The sequence below is a fragment of the Microbacterium sp. SORGH_AS_0428 genome (assembly GCF_031453615.1).
Classification (GTDB): domain Bacteria; phylum Actinomycetota; class Actinomycetes; order Actinomycetales; family Microbacteriaceae; genus Microbacterium.
In genome coordinates this window covers 1,531,259-1,549,431 of record NZ_JAVIZT010000001.1, presented here as the reverse complement: position 1 = coordinate 1,549,431, position 18,173 = coordinate 1,531,259, and the positions used below count along the sequence as shown (strand labels likewise).

The following is an 18,173-nucleotide window of genomic DNA, read 5'->3' as shown; positions in this document are numbered from 1 at the left end:
GCACGCTCCCGCACCGTTTGCCGCGGACGGCCCGCCGCTAGCGTGGGGGCATGGACCCGATCGCCGCGACATTCCTGATCCTGGGGCTGGCGGTACTCGCGTTCCTCTCCGGACGCGTGCCGCTCGAGGTCGTGGCGATCGGAGTCGCCCTCGCCCTCTGGGCGACGGGCGTGCTCACCCTCCCCGAAGCACTCGCCGGGTTCGGCGACCCCACGGTGCTGTTCATCGCCAGCCTCTTCATCGTGGCCAGCGCGCTCGAGCGCAGCGGCATCACCCGCTGGCTCGGGGGTCTGATCGTCGCGCGCGCCGGCCATCGCCGAGGCCCGCTCATCGCGGCGCTCGGCGCGCTCGTGGCCGTGCTGACCGCCTTCCTCAGCATCAACGGCGCCGTCGCCGCCCTCGTGCCCGTCACCGCGGTCGTCGCCCGGCGCGCCCGCATCCCGGCGTCGAAGGTGATGATCCCGCTGGCCTTCCTCGCATCGGCCGCGTCGCTGCTCACCCTCACCGGGACGCCGGTGAACGTCGTCGTCTCAGAGCTCGCCGAGGCGGAGACGGGTAGAGGCTTCGGTTTCGCGGAGTTCGCGCTCGTCGGTCTCCCGTTGCTCGGCGTCGCCCTCGCGGTCATCGTCCTGTTCGGAGACCGTCTGCTGCCCTCCCGACCCGACGCTCTCACGGATCCCGCCCCCGGGCCGCGCGAGGCGGAGACGCTCTCGCTGGTTCCCGAGACGGTGCGTACGGGCGCCGTGCGCACCGTGCGCACCGGGATGCGTCGCGGAGCCCGGCGCACACTCATCATCACCGGCGTCATGATCGTGCTGCTGGCGACCGGGCTCACGCCGCCCGCGGTGGCGGGTCTGGTGGCGGCCGGTGCTCTCGTGCTCACCCGCGTCGTGACGCTTCCCGCCCTGTACCAGGACATCTCGTGGACGACGCTGGTGCTCATCGCCGGCATGATCCCGCTCTCCGCCGCCTTCTTGCAGACCGGCGCCGCGGAGGTCGTGGCCGACGGGGTGCTGCGCGTCGTGGGCTCAGCCGATCCGCACCTCGCCCTGCTCGCCGTGTGCGTCGTCACCGTCGTCCTCGGCCAGTTCATCTCGAACGTCGCGACGGTGCTGATCGTCGCGCCCGTCGCCACGGCGATCGCGGCGAACCTCGGGGTCAGCCCCCTCACCTTCCTGATGGCGCTGACCGTGGCCGGTGCAGCGTCCTTCCTGACACCCGTCGCTACCCCGGCCAACCTCATGGTGCTGGGCCCCGGCGGATACCGCTTCGGCGACTACTGGCGTCTCGGGCTCCCGCTCGCCCTGCTCTTCCTCGCCGCGGCCGTGCTCTACGTGCCGCTCATCTGGCGTTTCTGAGGGGATGCCTCTCCGGCTCTGGCAGGCTGAGGCGGTGATCACAGACGCCGCGCGCGAGTTCCTGTCCGAGTACCACCTCGCCACGCTGTCAACGCTGGACCGGCATGGCCGCATCCACTCCGTGCCGGTCGGCATCACGTATGAGGACGGGATCGTGCGTGTGATCGGCTCCCGCGGCACGCAGAAGTTCCGCAACGTCGAGCGCACGGGCCGTGCGAGCGTCAACACCGTCGACGGGCGCCGCTGGCTCAGCTTCGAGGGCCCCGCGCGCGTCGTCGAGGATGCGGATGCGGTCGCCCACGCCGTCGAGCTCTACACCCGTCGCTACCGCGATCCCCGTCCGAACCCGGAGCGGGTCGCGTTGGAGATCACGGTCGAGCGCGTGCTCGGATCCCCCGACTTCCGCGCCTGAGAGCGGGCTTCCGCGCGGCTCAGACCAGGCCGAACAGCTCCAGCGGGTGCGTCAGCCGCCACCAGGGGCTCGGCCCGTCCAGCTCGCCGTCGAGCACGACGTCGACCGTCGCGGCGTTCTTCGGGCCGGTCGCGACGAGCGAGCCGACGACATCGCCCTGCTCGTGGGCGTCGCCGAGATCGAACGAGGTCGCGAGCGTCGCGGCGGAACCGTTCCACAGCACCACATCGGCGTCGGCCGCGGTCACGATCGGAACGGTCGCACCCCACCTCGTCTCCACCCGCCCGACGGTCGTGCCGGCCGCTACCGAGGGCGTGAGCTGCAGCTCCTGCTCGACCTGGGCGAAGAGGGCGCGCGTCGCCGCATCCCGCGTCTCGACGTCGGGCTGGCCGAGCGTCGCAGCGTAGATCCGCACGGTGGTGTCGCCGATCGTCACGTCCTTCGCCGCGAGCAGGTTGTAGGCGTCGAGGGTGCCGGTCTTGAGACCGACGACGCCGGGATCGGCGAGCAGGTTGTTCGTGTTCTCGACGAGCCCCGCGCCGGGAAGCTCCACGGCGGGCGTGCGCACGATCTCGGCGATGACGGGGTCGGTCAGCGCACGCTCGGCGACCTGGAGCAGCGCCTCGGGGGTGGCCGTGTTCTCGGCCTCGATGCCCGCGGGGCCGGCGATCGTGATGCCGGAGATGCCGTGCGTGGCGAGCCAATCGTTGGCGGCGCGCGCGTACACGGTGTTGTTGGGCCAGATGGTGTCGGCGAGGCGATCGGCGTAGTTGTTCGCGGAGCCCATGAGCATGCCCTGCAGCATCTGGTACTCGGTGAGTGTTCCCCCCACCGGGACGTTCAGCGCCGACTCGCCGTTGCGGCGGTACGACCAGTAGCTGCTCTCATCCGCCGCGCTGAACGCGAACTCCTGCCCCTGTTCACCGGGGCCGAGGGGCATCTGGTCGAGCACGACCATCGCCGTCACGACCTTCGTGATGCTGGCGATCGAACGGGCATCGGTGCTGGAGGCGATGGGCGAGCCCACGCCGTCCACGACGACCGCGGCACTGCCCTCGCCGGGCCACGCTCCGACGGCCGCCGCCGCGGGTGCCGCCTCGACGGCTGACGCCTGCACCGTCGGGGCGATCGCGTGCAGCGGCCAGAGCAGCGTCGTGCCGCAGTACGCCACGATCACGGCGATGATCAGTGCGACCGGAACCAGGACCCCGGGACGCCACGGAGTGCGGCGAGGGGCACGCGCGAGCAGATCCGCAGCGACGGGGGTGAACGAGGCGGTGCCCGCGGCCTCGAGCTGGGGAGCCGTCCGGGATGCGTGCGTGACGGTGTCCTCGTCGACCCAGCTCAGCGCCGTGGTCACCGGCGGCACGACGACCGGAACGGATGCGGCCGGATCCTGTGCGGGCGCGGCGTCATCGGTCGTGTCGTCGAAGCTCGCAGCGGCGATGCGGGCGGGGGTGGATGCGGCATCCGCCGGCACGGCGGGCACCTCGATCTCGAGATCGCCGGTCGGCAGGGGGGCGTCATCGACGTGCGGCTCGTCGGGGCCGCCGCGGCGCAGCGAACGCCGAGTGGGCGGGGTCGGGCCAGTCACGGTCACCCGCCTACGGTAGCGCGAGCCGCGGGTCTATACTCGGCACGTCAACCACGGGAGTCCGGTGAGCCGGGCTGAGAGGAAGCGGATCCACGCTTCGACCGTCGAACCTGATCCGGATCATGCCGGCGCAGGAAGGAGCATCAATGCACACGTCCACGTCCACATCCGCTCGTCCTTCCCTCACCTCCCGGTGGCGGTGGCGGGTCGTCGACATCGTCGTCGCCAGCGTGATCGGTGTCGCCGCCGGAGTCATCTTCTGGGTCTGGGGGCAGGCCTGGACGCCGCTGAGCACGGCACTCGCGTTCCTGCCGGGGCTCGAGGGGCTGCTGGCCGGCGGCTGGCTGTTCGCCGGCGTGCTCACGGGCCTCATCATCCGCAAGCCGGGCGCGGCGCTGTACGGGGAGATCGTCGCCGCCGTCGTCTCGATGGCGCTCGGCACGCAGTGGGGCTTCACGACCTTCATCTGGGGCGTCGTGCAGGGCGTGGGAGCCGAACTCGGCTTCGCACTGTTCGCCTACGCGAACTACCGGCTCTGGGTCGCTCTCGTCTCGGGTGCCCTCACGGGACTGGCCGTGGCCCTGCTCGACACCAACTTCTCCTCCATCGCCGCGTACGACGCAGGCCCCCGCGCGATCTACTTCGTCTCGGCGATCGTCTCGGGCGTCCTCATCGCAGGGCTCGTCTCGTGGCTCATCGCCCGCGCGCTCGCCGCAACGGGAGCACTCGACCGGTTCGCCTCCGGACGCCAGGCGCGCATCGTCGAAGCCGCCGACGCGGCGTGACGCGCGGCGCACGGGTCGTCGCCCGCGGGTGGGGGTGGCGGCACGCGGGCCGCAGGCGCTGGGCCGTCGCCGACATCGATCTCACGATCGAGCCCGGTGAGCGGGTGCTGCTGCTGGGAGCGAGCGGCGCCGGCAAGTCGACGCTGCTGCGCGCCTTCGCCGGCGTGCTGGGCGGCGACGAGGACGGCGAGGCCGCGGGGGAGCTGACCGTCGACGGCCAGCCCCCCGCATCCGTCCGCGGCGTCGCAGGCATGGTGCTGCAGGATCCCGACGCGCAGGTGATCCTCGCCCGCGTCGGCGACGACGTCGCGTTCGGATGCGAGAACCTCGGGGTGCCGGCCGACGAGATCTGGCCGCGGGTCGGTGAAGCGCTGGATGCGGTGGGACTGCCCGTGCCGCTCGACCATCCGACGTCGGCGCTCTCGGGCGGACAGAAGCAGCGCCTCGCGCTCGCCGGCGCCCTGGCCATGCGCCCGAAGCTCCTCCTGCTCGACGAGCCGACGGCCAACCTCGATCCCGAGGGAGCCCGGCAGGTGAGGGATGCGGTCACCGCCGTCACCGCTGACACCGGGGCGACGCTCGTCGTCGTCGAGCACCGCGTCGACCTGTGGGCCGACCTCGTGGACCGCGTCGTCGTGCTCGCACCCGACGGCGGGGTGCTGGCGGACGGCGTTCCCGCCGACGTCTTCGCCGCTGCGGCGGAGGCTCTGACACAGGCCGGTGTGTGGGTGCCGGGAGTCCCCGTCCGGATCGCGCAGCGCCCGCGCACCGGAGAGGCATCGCCGCTCGTCGTCGGCACCCGCCTCGCGGTCGGGCGTCGTCGGATCGGGCGCCGGGAGGCGCGTGCCGCCGCATCCGGAATCGACGTGCGGCTGCGTGCCGGGCGGGCGCTCGCGATCACGGGGGCCAACGGCGCCGGCAAGTCCACGCTCGCGCTCACCCTTGCCGGGTTGCTGCCGCCGATCGACGGCCAGGTGCGGGCGGCGGACGCACTGGCCGCCGGCGTCGGATCCGACCCTTCGCGCTGGCGCGCCGCCCAGCTGCTCACGCGCATCGGCACCGTCTTCCAGGAGCCGGAGCACCAGCTGCTCACCGCACGTGTGCGCGACGAACTCGCCGTCGGCCCGCGCGCGCTGGGGCTCTCGGAGGCGGAGGTGGCCGCGCGGGTCGACCCGCTGCTGGAACGCCTGCGTCTGGGGCGGCTCGCCGAGGTGAACCCGTTCACCCTCTCGGGCGGGGAGAAGCGCCGGTTGACCGTCGCGGCGGTCCTCGCGACCGCGCCGCGGGTCATCCTGCTCGACGAGCCGACCTACGGGCAGGACGCGCGCACCTGGCGTGAGCTCGCGGACCTGATCGACGAGCTCCGCGCCGACGGCACGGCGATCGGCTTCGTCTCGCACGATCCCGCCCTCGTCGCGGCGCTCGCCGACGACGAGCTGCGACTGGGGTACGCGTCATGAGCCTGTTCGCGATCGATGCCTCGGCGAGCCCCCTGGGCCGGATCAACCCGGTGACCAAGCTCGCCGCAACCCTCGTCGTCTCCGTCACCCTGCTGCTCTCGATCGATCCGGTCTCTGCAGCCGTCACGCTCGCGGCCACTCTCGTGCTGCTGGCGTTCTCGCGGCTGCGGGCGCGCGAGGTGTGGCTGCGCGTCTGGCCGATCGCGGTCGCCGCGCTCATCGGCGGCGCGGCGACGGTGCTGTACGGTCGTCCCTCCGGTGCGGTGTTCTTCGAGTGGGGGCTCGTGCGCATCAGCGAGGGCTCGCTCTCGCTCGCGGCCGCCATCGTGCTGCGTGTGCTGGCGATCGCGCTGCCGTCCGTGGTCCTCTTCATCACGACCGACCCGACCGACCTCGCCGACGGTCTCGCCCAGCTGCTGCGCCTGCCCGCCCGCTTCGTGCTCGGTGCGCTCGCGGGTCTGCGCCTGGTGGGGCTGCTCGTGGACGACTGGCGCGAGCTCGCCCTGGCCCGGCGTGCCCGAGGGGTGGCCGATCGCGGCCGCATCCGACGGTTCCTCGGACAGGCGTTCGCCCTCTTCGTCCTGTCGATCCGCCGCGGCACGAAGCTCGCGACCGCGATGGAGGCCCGCGGCTTCGGATCCGACGCGCGGCGTACCTGGGCCCGGCCGTCGCGGCTCGGCTGGCGCGATGCGGTGCTGGTCGCCCTCGCGGCGGTGATCGCCGCCGCATCCGTGACCGCTGCGGTGCTCGCCGGCACTTGGACCCTCGTCTTCGCCCTCTGATCGCGGGTGGGCAACAGGCCCCACGTGCGAGCGGGGTCGGGCGCGCGGTCGGGGTGGGACGGGAGCGGGGCGTGACGGTGGGACCCGGTGCCGCGTAGGGTGGAACCCGATACCGACGTACGAAGGAGAACGTATGGATGTCGCGGGTGCATCCGCGCTGGTCACGGGCGGCGCGAGCGGACTCGGCTGGGCCACGGCTCAGCGACTCGCCGCCGACGGGGCTCACGTCGTCCTGGTCGATCTGCCGTCCTCGGCGGGTGCGGAACGCGCGGCCGAACTGGGCGGCACGTTCGCCGCGGCCGACGTCACGAGTCCCGAGCAGATCTCGGATGCGGTCGCCGCCGCATCCGCCGCCGCGCCGTTGCGCGTGGTCGTCAACTGCGCGGGCATCGCCCCGCCTGCCAAGGTGCTGGACCGTGAAGGCGCCCCGACGCCGCTCGCCGACTTCGAGAAGCTCGTGCGCGTGAACCTCGTCGGCACCTACAACGTCATCGCCCAGTCATCCGCCGCCATCGCCCGCACCGAGCCGACCGCGAGCGGTGACCGGGGCGTCATCGTGAACACGGCGTCCGTCGCCGCGTTCGACGGCCAGATCGGGCAGCCTGCGTACTCGGCCTCCAAGGGCGGCGTGCACGCGATGACCCTCCCGATCGCCCGCGAACTCGCCCGCCATGCGATCCGGGTCGTCACGATCGCGCCGGGGATCATGGAGACGCCCATGCTCGCGGGCCTGCCGCAGCCGGCGCAGGACTCGCTCGGCCAGCAGGTTCCGTACCCGGCGCGTCTGGGGCGACCGGACGAGTACGCCGGCCTGGTCGCCGAGATCGTGCGCAACGGATACCTCAACGGCGAGACGATCCGTCTCGACGGCGCGATCCGGATGGCTCCGCGATGAGCGCCGATTCGATCCTGGTGGAGGTCGCCGATGGCCTCGCCCGCGTGACGCTGAACCGGCCCGATCGCCTCAACGCGATGGACTTCGCGATGGGCGAGCGCTGGCGGGATGCGGCACGACAGGTCACCTCGGACCCCGAGGTCGCAGCCGTGCTCCTGGATGCGGCCGGCCCCGCCTTCTGCGCCGGGGGCGACGTGATCTCGATGGCGACCTCCGGTGCCGACGGCAGCGACGTCACGGCCGCGGCGCACGTGATCCACGAGGGCATCCGTGCGTTCACCGAGTCCCACGTGCCCGTCGTCGCCGCCGTCCACGGAGCGGTCGCCGGGGGCGGACTGGGCCTCATGCTGACGGCGGACTACATCGTCGCCGCCGAGGGAGCGAGGTTCGTGAGCCGCTACGCCAACATCGGCCTCACTCCCGACCTCGGCGTCTCGACCCTTCTCGCCGACGCCGTCGGCCAGCGTCGCGCGCTCCAGCTGCTCCTGCAGGACCGCACGCTGTCGGCACCCGAGGCCCTCGAATGGGGACTCGTCGCCGAAGTCGCCGCCGATCCCGCATCCCGCGCTCTCGAGATCGCCCGCTTCTGGCTCGAGGGTGCGACGGGTGCGTTCGGCCAGGCGAAGCGGCTCGTCCGCTCCGGTGCCGACCGCTCGTTCGCCGAGAACCTCGACGACGAGGCGCGCACGATCGGCGCCGCCTTCGACACCCCGGACGCGAAGGCCCGCATCCAGGCCTTCGCCGCCGCATCCGCCCGCCGCGGGTGAGCCCGCCGCCACCGACGCACCGAGGAGATCCCATGACCGAGCAGAAGCCGCTCGCCGGCAAGACCATCCTGATGTCCGGCGGCAGTCGCGGCATCGGCCTCGCGATCGCGCTGCGCGCCGCACGCGACGGCGCCAACATCGCCCTCCTTGCCAAGACCGACACCCCGCATCCGAAGCTCGAGGGCACGGTGCACACCGCCGCGGCGGCGATCGAGGAGGCCGGCGGGCACGCGCTGCCCCTCGTGGGCGACGTGCGCAACGAGGACGACATCACGCAGGCTGTGCTCACCGCACACGGTGAGTTCGGCGGCATCGACATCGTCGTCAACAACGCCTCGGTCATCGACCTCTCGGGGTCTCTCGAGCTCGCGACGAAGAAGTACGACCTCATGCAGGACGTCAACGTGCGCGGCGCTTTCCTGCTCTCCCGCGCAGCGGTGCCGATGCTGAAGGATGCGGCGAACCCGCACATCCTGTCGCTGTCGCCGCCGCTGAACCTGTCGCCCAGGTGGCTCGGCGCGCACACCGGCTACACGCTCGCCAAGTACGGGATGACCATGGCGACCCTCGGCATGGCAGCCGAGTTCGCGGAGGCGGGCATCGCCGCGAACACCCTGTGGCCGCGGACGACGATCGCGACCGCCGCCGTGCAGTTCTCCCTGGGCGGCGAGCGGATGATGGCCGTCAGTCGTACCCCCGAGATCTACGCGGATGCGGCGTACGAGGTGATCACACGGCCCGCGCGCGAGTACACGGGCCAGACGCTCATCGTCGAGGACGTGCTCGCCGATGCGGGCGTGACCGACCTCTCCGGGTACGCCGCGGTGCCGGGCACGCCGGACTCGGCGATGTTCCCCGACATCTTCCTCGACTGAGCGCACGGAGCAGCCGCTCGCACCTGGTACTCAGGCAGGGGCCCCTACCCTTGCGCAGTGTCATTCTCCGCGCATCGACCCGGCCGTTTCGGCTCCGACGGCCGCATCGACCTCGAGTCGCAGCCCGAAGAGGAGGCGTTGTACCTGAGCGACGTCCGTCCCTCCGACGACATCGCGACCGGTCCGACCGAGGTCATCGATCCGATCGAGGAGCCCGAGCAGGAGCCGCAGCCCGAGGCCTCCGTTCCCGACCCGGCGCCCCCCGTGGCGCGCGAGCGCCGGAGCCCGCGCCGCCGCCCCCGGCCGCCGCTCGCCCGCACGCTCGCCGTGCTCGGAGGTGCCGAGGGCGAGGTTCTCGACGACGTTCCGAGCGAGACGCCGCGTTTCGTGCAGATGTTCTTCGTGCTGGTCGGCACGGCGCTCGTCTCCGCTCTGTCGATGGGGTTCGCGCTCGTCACGGGCGTGCAGATCGCCGTCTGGGCCGCCGTGCCGCTTGCGATCATCTGGGCGCTCATCATCTTCAACCTCGACCGTTTCCTCACCTCCACGATGCGCTCCACCCGCAACGTGTGGCGACTGCTCGGTCTCGCGTTCCCGCGCGTCATCATGGCCGCACTCATCGGCATCGTGGTCGCCGAGCCGCTCGTGCTGCAGGTCTTCCACAACGACATCGCGCGAGAGGTCAACTCGACCAACGTCGTGCAGGCGCAGTCCGACCAGGATGCGGTCACCAACGGACCTGAGAAGCAGGCGCTGGATGCCGCATCCGCCTCGCTCGCAGCCCTCCAGAACCAGGCGGCGACCGGCATCGTCGCGGGAACCTCCTCTACCTCTGCAGAGTCGGTGGCGGCGCAGGCGAGCGTGGACCAGCTCACCCAGCAGCTCGCCGCGCAGCAGGGCGTGATCGATCAGGCCCGCGCGCTGTACCAGTGCGAGCTGACCGGCGAGGGAGCGGGCACCGTCCCCGGCTGCACCGGCGTACAGGGATCGGGCACGAGCTCGGACGCCGCCCAGGCGCAGTTGACGCAGGCGCAGTCCGCGTACGACGCCCTCGCGACGCAGCTGAGTCAGGCGCAGGCCGCCCTGACCTCGGCCAACGCGGCCGGGACGGATGCGGCCGCCGCATCCGCCGACCAGAACAAGAAGCAGGCGGAAGACCAGCTGCCCGCGGCGCAGGCGCAGTACGACGCCGCGCTCGCCGCCTACAACGATCGCGCCGCATCCATCGCGGGCGGAAACGCACAGGCGGTCGGGCTGCTCAGCCAGATCAGTGCGCTCGAACGACTGTCCGAGCGGGAGCCCACACTGGCCTGGGCGCACTGGCTGATCGCTGCGCTGTTCTTCATGATCGAGCTGCTGCCGGTGCTCGTGAAGGTGCTGACGAGCTTCGGTGACCCGTCGATCTACGAGAAGGCCGACGCCCTGCGCCGGCAGGTCTCCCTCGACCGGGTGACCGCGAAGACCTGGCACGAGCGCGCGGCGATCGTCACCGCGCCCGCACCTCCCGCATCCGGCCCGCCCGCCGCCGCCGCGCGCTCATAGCGCGGGCGCTCCCTCGCCGCCCTCCACCCGCGAGACTGCATTTCGAGCACGACATCACGGGATTTACCCATGATCTCGTGCGGAACATGCAGTCTCGCGCGGGGGGAGGCGGCGCGGATGCGGGCTACGCCGGCTCCCAACGGAGGACGGCATCGAGCAGGTCCGCCGTCGGGTGGATGCCGTCGAGCCGGAGGACCGGTTTGCCGAGTGTGGCGAGCCACGCTTCGTGGGTGGTCCGGCTCCGTCCGTCGAACGCCGGATCGTCGTAGCTCTGCGCCCAGTCCCGGAACGCGACCCACGCCGCATCGTGGAGGGGGCCGCCCTCTCGCCGGCGCCGCTCCCGTGCCTCGAGCCGCCGCATCCGTTCCGTCGGATCCAGCGTGACGAAGACGACGGCGTCGCACTCCGCGGCGATGCTGTCACCCCAGCCCATCATCGATCCGGAGAGCACCCACGCCGGACGGGGCGCGAAGATCGCCCGCATGAGCGCCACCCGATCCGCATCCGCGCGCTTCACGGTGAAAGGTGGGTCGGTCGGTAGCCAGAAGTAGTCATCGGCATCCGCGTGGGGCACACTCCACGCGGAGGCGAGGGCGGCGCCGAGCGTCGTGGTGCCGCTGCCGCTCGCTCCCAGGATGTGGATCCGTGCGCGTCGCATGTCTCCCATCCTCGCAACGCGTGCCGCATCCGTCATCCCGGCCCGTCGGTTCGGCCGGGGCAGGGTGCGGGTCGGAACCGGATGCGGTGGCTCGCCGCATCCGATCGCCGCGCGCACGTGCCGCCACAGTTCTGCGCAGATGCGCCAGTCAATGACAGTCGCAGGTGCGCAAAAGTGGCGCGGGTGCGCAACTGCGACGCAACTCGGGCGGGGGAGAGCGGGGTCAGATGAGGCCGTGGCGGACGAAGGCGTTGTGGATGCCGTCGTCGAGCACCGCGGTCGTGACCTCGTCGGCGAGGTCCTTCAGCTCCTGCGCGGCATTACCCATCGCGATCCCGGTGCCGCACACCTGGAACATCTCGACGTCGTTCCAGCTGTCGCCGATTCCGATCGCTTCGGCGGCGTCGATGCCGAGGTGGTCGAGCACCGCGGTGATCGCGGAGCCCTTGGTGACGCCCTGCATGCCGATCTCGCCGTTGGTCCCGCCCGGGAGCGGGATGCTGCCCGGCACCACGTGGAAACGGTCGCCCAGTTCGGACTGCGCGCGCGAGACCGCATCCGTGGAGTCGCTGAGAAAGACCGCCTTGGCCACGCGGGCGCGATCGATCGTGGCCAGATCCCGGAAGCGCGGTGCACCCTGCGGCGCCGTCTGCGGCCCGTCGCCGGCGCGCTGGGCGCGGAGGGACGAGAGCATCGCGCCGACCGCCGCCTGCACCTCGGCCGACGCGTACACGGCCTCTTCGGTCTGAAGGAAGTAGTGGATGTCGTGGGAGTGGAAGAACCGCTCGAGCCGGTCGACCGCATCCGCCGGCATCGGATCGGCGACGATCTCGTCGCCGCCGGCGACCGCGTACGCGCCGCCGTTGGTGATCGCTCCGTCGAAGCCGATCTCCCGCACGGCGGGATGGATGTCGCCGGCCGAGCGTCCGGTGCTGAGGTACACGAGGGTGCCGCGCGCGCGGGCGGTGCGGATCGCGGTCACCGTGGACGGGGCGATCGTGGTGCCGTGATCGAGGATCGTGCCGTCGACGTCGAGGAATGCGATGCGGGGAGGGGTCACGATGATCCATTCTCCCCGCTTCCGCCTGGGAGGCGTGTCGGGGTGAGTCGGGCAGGACGGCACAGGCGTGTGCCCACGAGACGTTCCGCGAGGAACGGTCGTGGGCACACGCGGCGGGTGGCGTCAGCGGGTGAGGCTGGCGCCGTTCGTGCGGATGACGTCGGCGTACCAGCCGAACGACTTCTTCTCGAAGCGCTCGAGCGTGCCGCTGCCGTCGTCGTTGCGGTCGACGTAGATGAACCCGTACCGCTTGCTGAGCTGGGCGGTGGAGGCGCTGACGATGTCGATGCAGCCCCACGACGTGTACCCGAGCACGTCCACGCCGTCGGTGATGGCTTCGCCGACCTGCACGAGGTGGTCGTTGAGGTAGGCGATGCGGTAGTCGTCGACGACGGTCTTGACGCCGTCGACCTCGACCAGCTCGTCCTTGGCGCCCAGTCCGTTCTCGACGATGAACAGCGGCTTCTGCCAGCGGTCCCAGAACTGGTTGAGCACGAGGCGCAGGCCCACCGGGTCGATCTGCCAGCCCCACTCGCTCGCCTCGAGCGTGGGGTTGGGCACGCCGCCCATGATGTTGCCCTCGCCGGCGACCTTCTTGGCGGGGTCGGCGGTCGCGGCGACCGACATGTAGTAGCTGAACGAGACGAAGTCGACCGTGTTGGTCAGGTCCTCGCGGTCCTGGTCGGTGATCTCCAGCTCGATGCCCTTCTCGCGGAGCGTCCGCAGGAAGTAACCGGGGTACGCGCCCCGGGTGTGCACGTCGCCGTAGACGAGGTTGGAGTGATCGAAGTCCATGACGGCGAGCGCGTCGGCCGGCGACGGGGTCAGCGGGTACACGGGCATCGAGAGCACCATGCAGCCGATCTGTGCGTTCGGCGCGACCTCCCGGGCGATGCGCGTGGCGCGGGCCGAAGCGACCAGCTCGTGGTGCATCGCCTGGTAGAGCTGCCCGTCGCTCAGCTGCTCCTTCGGGGTGTTGATGCCGCCGGACATGAACGGTGCGTGCAGCAGCGAGTTGATCTCGTTGAAGGTCAGCCAGTACTTCACGCGCGACCCGTAGCGTTCGAACAGCGTGCGGGCGTAGTTCTCGTAGAACCCGATGAGTCGACGGTCGGTCCAGCCGTCGTAGGTCTCGGCCAGATGCAGGGGCGTCTCGTAGTGCGAGATCGTCACGAGCGGCTCGATGCCGTGCTTCTCCAGCTCATCGAGCACGCGGTCGTAGAACGCGAGGCCCTCTTCGTTGGGCTCGGCCTCGTCGCCCTTCGGGAAGATGCGGCTCCACGCGATCGAGAAGCGGTAGACGCCGAATCCCATCTTCGCGAACAGGGCGATGTCCTCCGCGTAGCGGTGGTAGAAGTCGATGGCCTCGAGCTTGAGGTTGTCGGTTGTGGGCTCAGCCGTGCGCGGGGCGACGATGCCGCGGGGCATGACGTCCTGGACCGACAGACCCTTGCCGCCCTGGTCGTAGGCGCCCTCGACCTGGTTGGCGGCGGTGGCGCCGCCCCACAGGAAGCCCTCGGGGAACGGGGTGGTGGTGCTCATGGTTCTCTTCCGTTTCGTATCTCGGATGCGGCGTGCGGGCGGGAGCCTCGGCCCCCGCCCGCACGAGGTGTCACTTGGCCGCGACGGCCTGCTCGACGGCGACGGCGAAGAACAGGGGTTCGCCGTGCGCGATCGGACCGGATGCGGGCGAGCCGACGGTCGGGTACAGGTCGGAGTTGGTCACGATGACGGGGGTCGTCAGGTCGTAGCCGGCCGCGGCGATCGCCTCGAGGTCGAACTCGACGAGCAGGTCGCCCTTGCTCACCTGCTGTCCGCCGGTGACCTTGAGCGAGAAGTGCTCACCCGCGAGCTTGACGGTGTCGATACCGATGTGGATCAGCACCTCCGCGCCGTCGGCGTGACGAAGGCCGATCGCGTGACCGGTCGGGAAGGCGGCGGCGACGGTCGCGTCGAACGGCGCGTAGAGCGCGCCGCTGCGGGGGATGATGGCGACGCCCTGGCCCAGCGAACCGTCGGCGAAGGCCGCATCCGGGGTCTCCGACAGCGGCACCACGGTGCCGTCGACCGGGCTGAACACCTCGAGGTCGGTGCTTTCGGCGGGGGTGACGGCATCCTCGGCCGGCTCCTTGAAGCCCACGATCACCGTGAGCAGGAAGGGCACGATGATGGCGGCGCCGAGGCCGAGGGCAAGGAAGACCATGTTGCCGTTGCCGAGCAGGGCGGGGATCGCCAAGCCCGACGGCACCACGAACGCGGTCGAGAACACGCCGCCGAGCGAGATGATCGCGCCACCGATCGCACCGCCGACGATGCCGAAGGCGAACGGGCGCTTGAGGGGCAGGTTCACGCCGTAGATCGCGGGCTCGGTGATGCCGGCGAGGAAGCCCGAGAGCGTCGCCGGGGCGGCGAGCGACTTCAGGTTCTTGTTGCGGGCGCGCAGCCACACACCGGCCACGGCCGCTGCCTGCGCGAGGACGGCTGCGAAGACGGGGGCCACGAGGAACAGCTGGCCGTTGTTCTGCAGCTCCAGCTGGAACAGCGGAACCAGACCCCAGTGCAGACCGAAGATCACGAACACCTGCCACAGGCCGCCCATGACGGCACCGCCCAGCCACGGCACGGTCTCGAAGACCCAGCCGATTCCCGAGCCGACCCAGCCGCTGATGATCGCGGAGATCGGGCCGATGACGACGAAGACGAGCGGCACCGCGATGAGCACCACGATCATGGGCGTGACGAACCGGCGGACCGCGGCCGGGAGCTTCGCGTAGAGGAAGCGCTCGGCGTGGCTCTGCAGCCAGACGACGATGATGATCGGGATGACGCTCGAGACGTAGTTGACCATCGTGAACGGGATGCCGAAGAAGGTGAGATCCGGGGCTCCGACGAGCGCCGTGATGCTCGGGTACAGGAGCGCCCCGGCGATGGCGAGGGAGGTGAACTCGGACGCCTTGAAGTAGCGCGCGGCCGTGATCGCGAGGGCGAGCGGCAGGAAGTTGATGAACGCGTCGGACAGCGCGTTCAGCACGACGTAGGTCGAGGTGGTCGTGTCGATCCAGCCGAACGTGACGGCCGCCGCGAGGAAGGCCTTCAGCAGTCCGGTGCCGGCGAGGGCCCAGAGCGCGGGGGTGAAGATCGCGGAGATCATCGCGATGAAGCGGTTGAACAGGTTGCCCTTCGGGGCATCCTGTGCCGGGGAGGACGCTGCGCCCGAGCCGCCGAACTTGGAGATCTTGCCGATCTCCGCGTACACCTCGGGTACCTCGTTGCCGATGACGACCTGGTACTGGCCGCCGGCCTGGGCGACGGTGACGACGCCGGGAACGGCCTTGATCGAGGCCGCATCCGCCTTGCCCTCGTCCTTGAGGACGAAGCGCAGTCGGGTGGCGCAATGGACCAGCGAGGTGATGTTCTCCTCGCCGCCGACGCCCTTCAGGACGCCTGCTGCTGTCTTCGAGTAGTCCATCTCGGACTCCCTCTTTCCGCCGCATCAGCGCGGCACTCGCGTGGGTGACGCGCCGGGTCGGGCTGTATCCGGGCAACAAAAAAACCTGAACTCGTTCACCGTCGGTCAAGACGATGTGAGTTCAGGTTTTGCCTGCTGCCGCAGTAACAATCCGTCGCGTCGCAGGGCTTCTCCGCCCTGCGCGAGTTACCGTAGCACCTCTTCGATGCCGCCGCCACCATCGTCCGGCGCGGCCTTGGCGCCGACCTGCGAGGCCAGTCGCTCGACGTGCACGATGAGGTACAGCAGCTCCTCGTCGGTCAGGTCCGATCCCGTCGCCGCGCGCACATAGGCCTTCACCTGTTCGGCGATCGCGTACGAGCGCGGATAGCTGTGCTTGGCGAACTCGAAGAACGAGGTGTCGCTCGATCGCAGCATGGTCTTGGAGACCAGGCGCTGCAGCAGGAACTGCACGTGGAGGATGAACCGCGCATAGTCGGGGCTCTCGACGTCGAGTGTCACCCCGAGCCCCGTCTCGACGGTGGTCGCCACGTGCTGCACGCGTCGGAACAGGAGGGCCGCGGTGCCGTTGGGCTCGTCGCGTGTGGCGTTGAGCAGATGCATCGTGAGGAAGACGGCCTCCTCGGGCGGCAGCTCCCGGTCGAGCGCGGTGGCGATGTGGGCGGCCATGTGCTCGGCGGCGCGGAACTCGTGCGGATGCAGCACGCGCAGCTCGGGCATGTGGGTCGCGGGGATGCGCACGCCCTGATCGAGCCGTTCCAGTACGTACTGGATGTGGTCGATGACCGGGATGACCAGCCGGCGACCGAGGTGGTGGCCGAGCTCGCGTTCGGCCAGATCGACCGCGCCGGTCACCGCTTCGATCACGGGGTAGGGCACGTCCGTGAGCAGCTGCCGTTCCCGATCGCCCTCGGCGCCGGAGTCGAGCACGAACGTCTTCTCGACTTTCGCGGGATCCAGCCGGTCGTCGGGCTTCAGCTGGAAGCCGAGGCCGCGACCCATCAGCACGCGCTCGCGGCCGTGCTCGTCGATCGAGATGACGACGTTGTTGTTGAGGACCTTGTGCGCGACGACGTGATTCTCGCGCGCGCCGTCGCGCCCTTCGGGTGAGGGCATGCGTGCATCCTAACGGGGCGGGCGATCCCCGACGCCCTCGCACAGGGCCCTGGCAGCCGTGCGCCGGTAGCCTGGAGGGCATGACCGACCAGCCCCCCATCCGCCAGGCCGCGGCACGCGACGCCGCATCCGCCGTGCGCCAGGTGCGCCCCCGCACCGAAGGCTGGTCGCAGCAGAAGGACGAGAGCGGCCGTCCGCTCCTGCAGTTCGCCAGCCCCAAGCGCGGCAAGCCTCCCGTGCACCTGGCCGACCTCACCCACGAGCAGCGCGCCGAGAAGCTCGTCGAGCTCGGGTTCCCGAAGTTTCGCGCTGCGCAGCTGGAGAAGCACTACTTCACGCATTACACGAGCGACCCCTCGCTCATGACGGACCTTCCCGCGTCCGGTCGCGAGGAGCTCGTTGCGGGCCTTCTGCCGCCGTTGCTGACCGAGGTGCGCCGGCTCGAGACCGACCGCGGCGACACGATCAAGTTCCTCTGGAAGCTGCACGACGGTGCCCTCGTCGAATCCGTGCTCATGCGCTATCCCGGCCGCATCACGCTGTGCGTCTCGTCGCAGGCCGGATGCGGCATGAACTGCCCCTTCTGTGCGACCGGTCAAGCGGGTCTGACCCGCAACATGAGCGCCGCGGAGATCGTCGAGCAGATCGTCCGTGCCAACCGGTTGATCCGCGACGGGGGCCTCGGGCCCGCTGAGCACCCGGACGAGCGCGTCACCAACATCGTGTTCATGGGCATGGGCGAGCCGCTGGCGAACTATGCCCGCGTCATGCACGCGGTGCGCGTGATGACCGACAAGAAGCACGGGCTGGGCATGAGCGCACGCGGCATCACGGTCTCCACCGTCGGTCTCGCCCCCGCCATCCGCAAGCTCGCGGACGAGGACATCCCGGTGACCTTCGCCCTGTCGCTGCACGCGCCCGACGACCAGCTGCGCGACGAGCTCATCCCGGTGAACTCGCGGTGGAAGGTCGACGAGGTGCTCGACGCCGCGCGCGGCTACTTCGAGAAGACGGGCCGGCGCGTGTCGATCGAGTACGCGCTGATCAAGGACATGAACGACCACGCGTGGCGCGCGGATCTGCTGGCCGAGAAGCTCAACGCGCGCGGCCGTGGCTGGGTGCACGTGAACCCGATCCCGCTGAACCCGACGCCCGGTTCGGTGTGGACCTCGTCCGAGCGTCCCGTCCAGAACGAGTTCGTGCGGCGCCTGAACGATGCCGGCATCCCGACGACGCTCCGTGACACCCGCGGCAAGGAGATCGACGGAGCGTGCGGGCAGCTCGTGGCGACCGAGGAGGACCAGGCGGTCGCCGCGGCGACCCCGGTCGACTGATCCGCCACGGATAGCCCCCCCCGGTCTCGCTCCCGACGCGATAGCGTCATGGCACAGGGGAGGGTG

General features: G+C 70.7%; 16 protein-coding genes and 1 riboswitch. Of the genes, 10 read left to right on the top strand and 6 right to left on the bottom strand.

Going from position 1 to position 18,173, the window contains the following annotated elements; all coding sequences use genetic code 11:
* Window positions 1–50 precede the first annotated feature (50 nt).
* Complete coding sequence (locus QE374_RS07260; RefSeq protein ID WP_309733489.1) at window positions 51–1,358, top strand: SLC13 family permease; 1,308 nt, start codon at window positions 51–53, stop codon at window positions 1,356–1,358.
* 34 nt (window positions 1,359–1,392) lie between these two features.
* Window positions 1,393–1,770 (top strand): PPOX class F420-dependent oxidoreductase, encoded by a 378-nt coding sequence (locus tag QE374_RS07255; protein ID WP_309733487.1) that lies wholly within the window; start codon window positions 1,393–1,395, stop codon window positions 1,768–1,770.
* A gap of 19 nt (window positions 1,771–1,789) precedes the next feature.
* On the opposite strand, the gene QE374_RS07250 is transcribed toward QE374_RS07255, so the two are convergent.
* Window positions 1,790–3,370 (bottom strand): D-alanyl-D-alanine carboxypeptidase, encoded by a 1,581-nt coding sequence (locus tag QE374_RS07250; RefSeq protein WP_309733484.1) that lies wholly within the window; start codon window positions 3,368–3,370, stop codon window positions 1,790–1,792.
* A gap of 37 nt (window positions 3,371–3,407) precedes the next feature.
* Window positions 3,408–3,518, top strand: a riboswitch (TPP riboswitch).
* On the opposite strand from QE374_RS07250, the gene QE374_RS07245 reads away from it, so the two are divergent.
* The 7 genes from QE374_RS07245 to QE374_RS07215 all read left to right on the top strand — a co-directional run bounded on the left by QE374_RS07245 (window position 3,511) and on the right by QE374_RS07215 (window position 10,470).
* Complete coding sequence (locus tag QE374_RS07245; protein WP_309733483.1) at window positions 3,511–4,149, top strand: ECF transporter S component; 639 nt, start codon at window positions 3,511–3,513, stop codon at window positions 4,147–4,149. (Overlaps the previous riboswitch by 8 nt.)
* On the top strand, window positions 4,146–5,609 hold the full coding sequence (locus QE374_RS07240) for an ATP-binding cassette domain-containing protein (RefSeq protein ID WP_309733481.1): 1,464 nt from the start codon (window positions 4,146–4,148) through the stop codon (window positions 5,607–5,609). Before QE374_RS07245 ends, QE374_RS07240 begins: the two co-directional genes overlap by 4 nt.
* Window positions 5,606–6,391 (top strand): energy-coupling factor transporter transmembrane component T, encoded by a 786-nt coding sequence (locus QE374_RS07235; protein ID WP_309733479.1) that lies wholly within the window; start codon window positions 5,606–5,608, stop codon window positions 6,389–6,391. The genes QE374_RS07240 and QE374_RS07235 overlap by 4 nt, the downstream gene beginning before the upstream one ends.
* Window positions 6,392–6,524: 133 nt before the next feature.
* Window positions 6,525–7,286 carry an SDR family NAD(P)-dependent oxidoreductase gene (locus tag QE374_RS07230; RefSeq protein WP_309733477.1) on the top strand — a complete coding sequence of 254 codons (762 nt, stop codon included), beginning with the start codon at window positions 6,525–6,527 and terminating at the stop codon, window positions 7,284–7,286.
* The gene (locus QE374_RS07225; RefSeq protein ID WP_309733475.1) at window positions 7,283–8,053 is read left to right on the top strand and encodes an enoyl-CoA hydratase-related protein; all 771 of its coding nucleotides are present in this window, start codon (window positions 7,283–7,285) and stop codon (window positions 8,051–8,053) included. The genes QE374_RS07230 and QE374_RS07225 overlap by 4 nt, the downstream gene beginning before the upstream one ends.
* Before the next feature lie 32 nt (window positions 8,054–8,085).
* On the top strand, window positions 8,086–8,928 hold the full coding sequence (locus QE374_RS07220) for an NAD(P)-dependent oxidoreductase (RefSeq protein WP_309733473.1): 843 nt from the start codon (window positions 8,086–8,088) through the stop codon (window positions 8,926–8,928).
* A gap of 57 nt (window positions 8,929–8,985) precedes the next feature.
* On the top strand, window positions 8,986–10,470 hold the full coding sequence (locus QE374_RS07215) for a DUF4407 domain-containing protein (RefSeq protein ID WP_309733471.1): 1,485 nt from the start codon (window positions 8,986–8,988) through the stop codon (window positions 10,468–10,470).
* Window positions 10,471–10,594: 124 nt separating this feature from the next.
* Here the strand turns inward: QE374_RS07215 and QE374_RS07210 are convergent, their stop codons facing one another.
* The 5 genes from QE374_RS07210 to QE374_RS07190 all read right to left on the bottom strand — a co-directional run bounded on the left by QE374_RS07210 (window position 10,595) and on the right by QE374_RS07190 (window position 16,773).
* Window positions 10,595–11,128: an AAA family ATPase gene (locus tag QE374_RS07210; RefSeq protein WP_309733469.1), complete on the bottom strand. Its 534-nt coding sequence runs from the start codon at window positions 11,126–11,128 to the stop codon at window positions 10,595–10,597.
* A gap of 223 nt (window positions 11,129–11,351) precedes the next feature.
* Entirely contained in the window at window positions 11,352–12,188 is an 837-nt protein-coding gene (locus QE374_RS07205; RefSeq protein ID WP_309733467.1) for a Cof-type HAD-IIB family hydrolase, read from the bottom strand.
* Window positions 12,189–12,311: 123 nt separating this feature from the next.
* Window positions 12,312–13,730, bottom strand: coding sequence for a glycoside hydrolase family 1 protein (locus tag QE374_RS07200; RefSeq protein ID WP_309733465.1), 1,419 nt, complete (start codon window positions 13,728–13,730; stop codon window positions 12,312–12,314).
* A gap of 70 nt (window positions 13,731–13,800) precedes the next feature.
* Window positions 13,801–15,657, bottom strand: coding sequence for a beta-glucoside-specific PTS transporter subunit IIABC (locus QE374_RS07195; RefSeq protein WP_309733463.1), 1,857 nt, complete (start codon window positions 15,655–15,657; stop codon window positions 13,801–13,803).
* Between the two features lie 186 nt (window positions 15,658–15,843).
* Window positions 15,844–16,773: a PRD domain-containing protein gene (locus QE374_RS07190; RefSeq protein ID WP_309733462.1), complete on the bottom strand. Its 930-nt coding sequence runs from the start codon at window positions 16,771–16,773 to the stop codon at window positions 15,844–15,846.
* 80 nt (window positions 16,774–16,853) lie between these two features.
* Between QE374_RS07190 and rlmN the strand changes: the two genes are divergently transcribed.
* The gene (gene rlmN / locus QE374_RS07185) at window positions 16,854–18,107 is read left to right on the top strand and encodes a 23S rRNA (adenine(2503)-C(2))-methyltransferase RlmN (RefSeq protein WP_309733460.1); all 1,254 of its coding nucleotides are present in this window, start codon (window positions 16,854–16,856) and stop codon (window positions 18,105–18,107) included.
* Window positions 18,108–18,173: the final 66 nt, after the last annotated feature.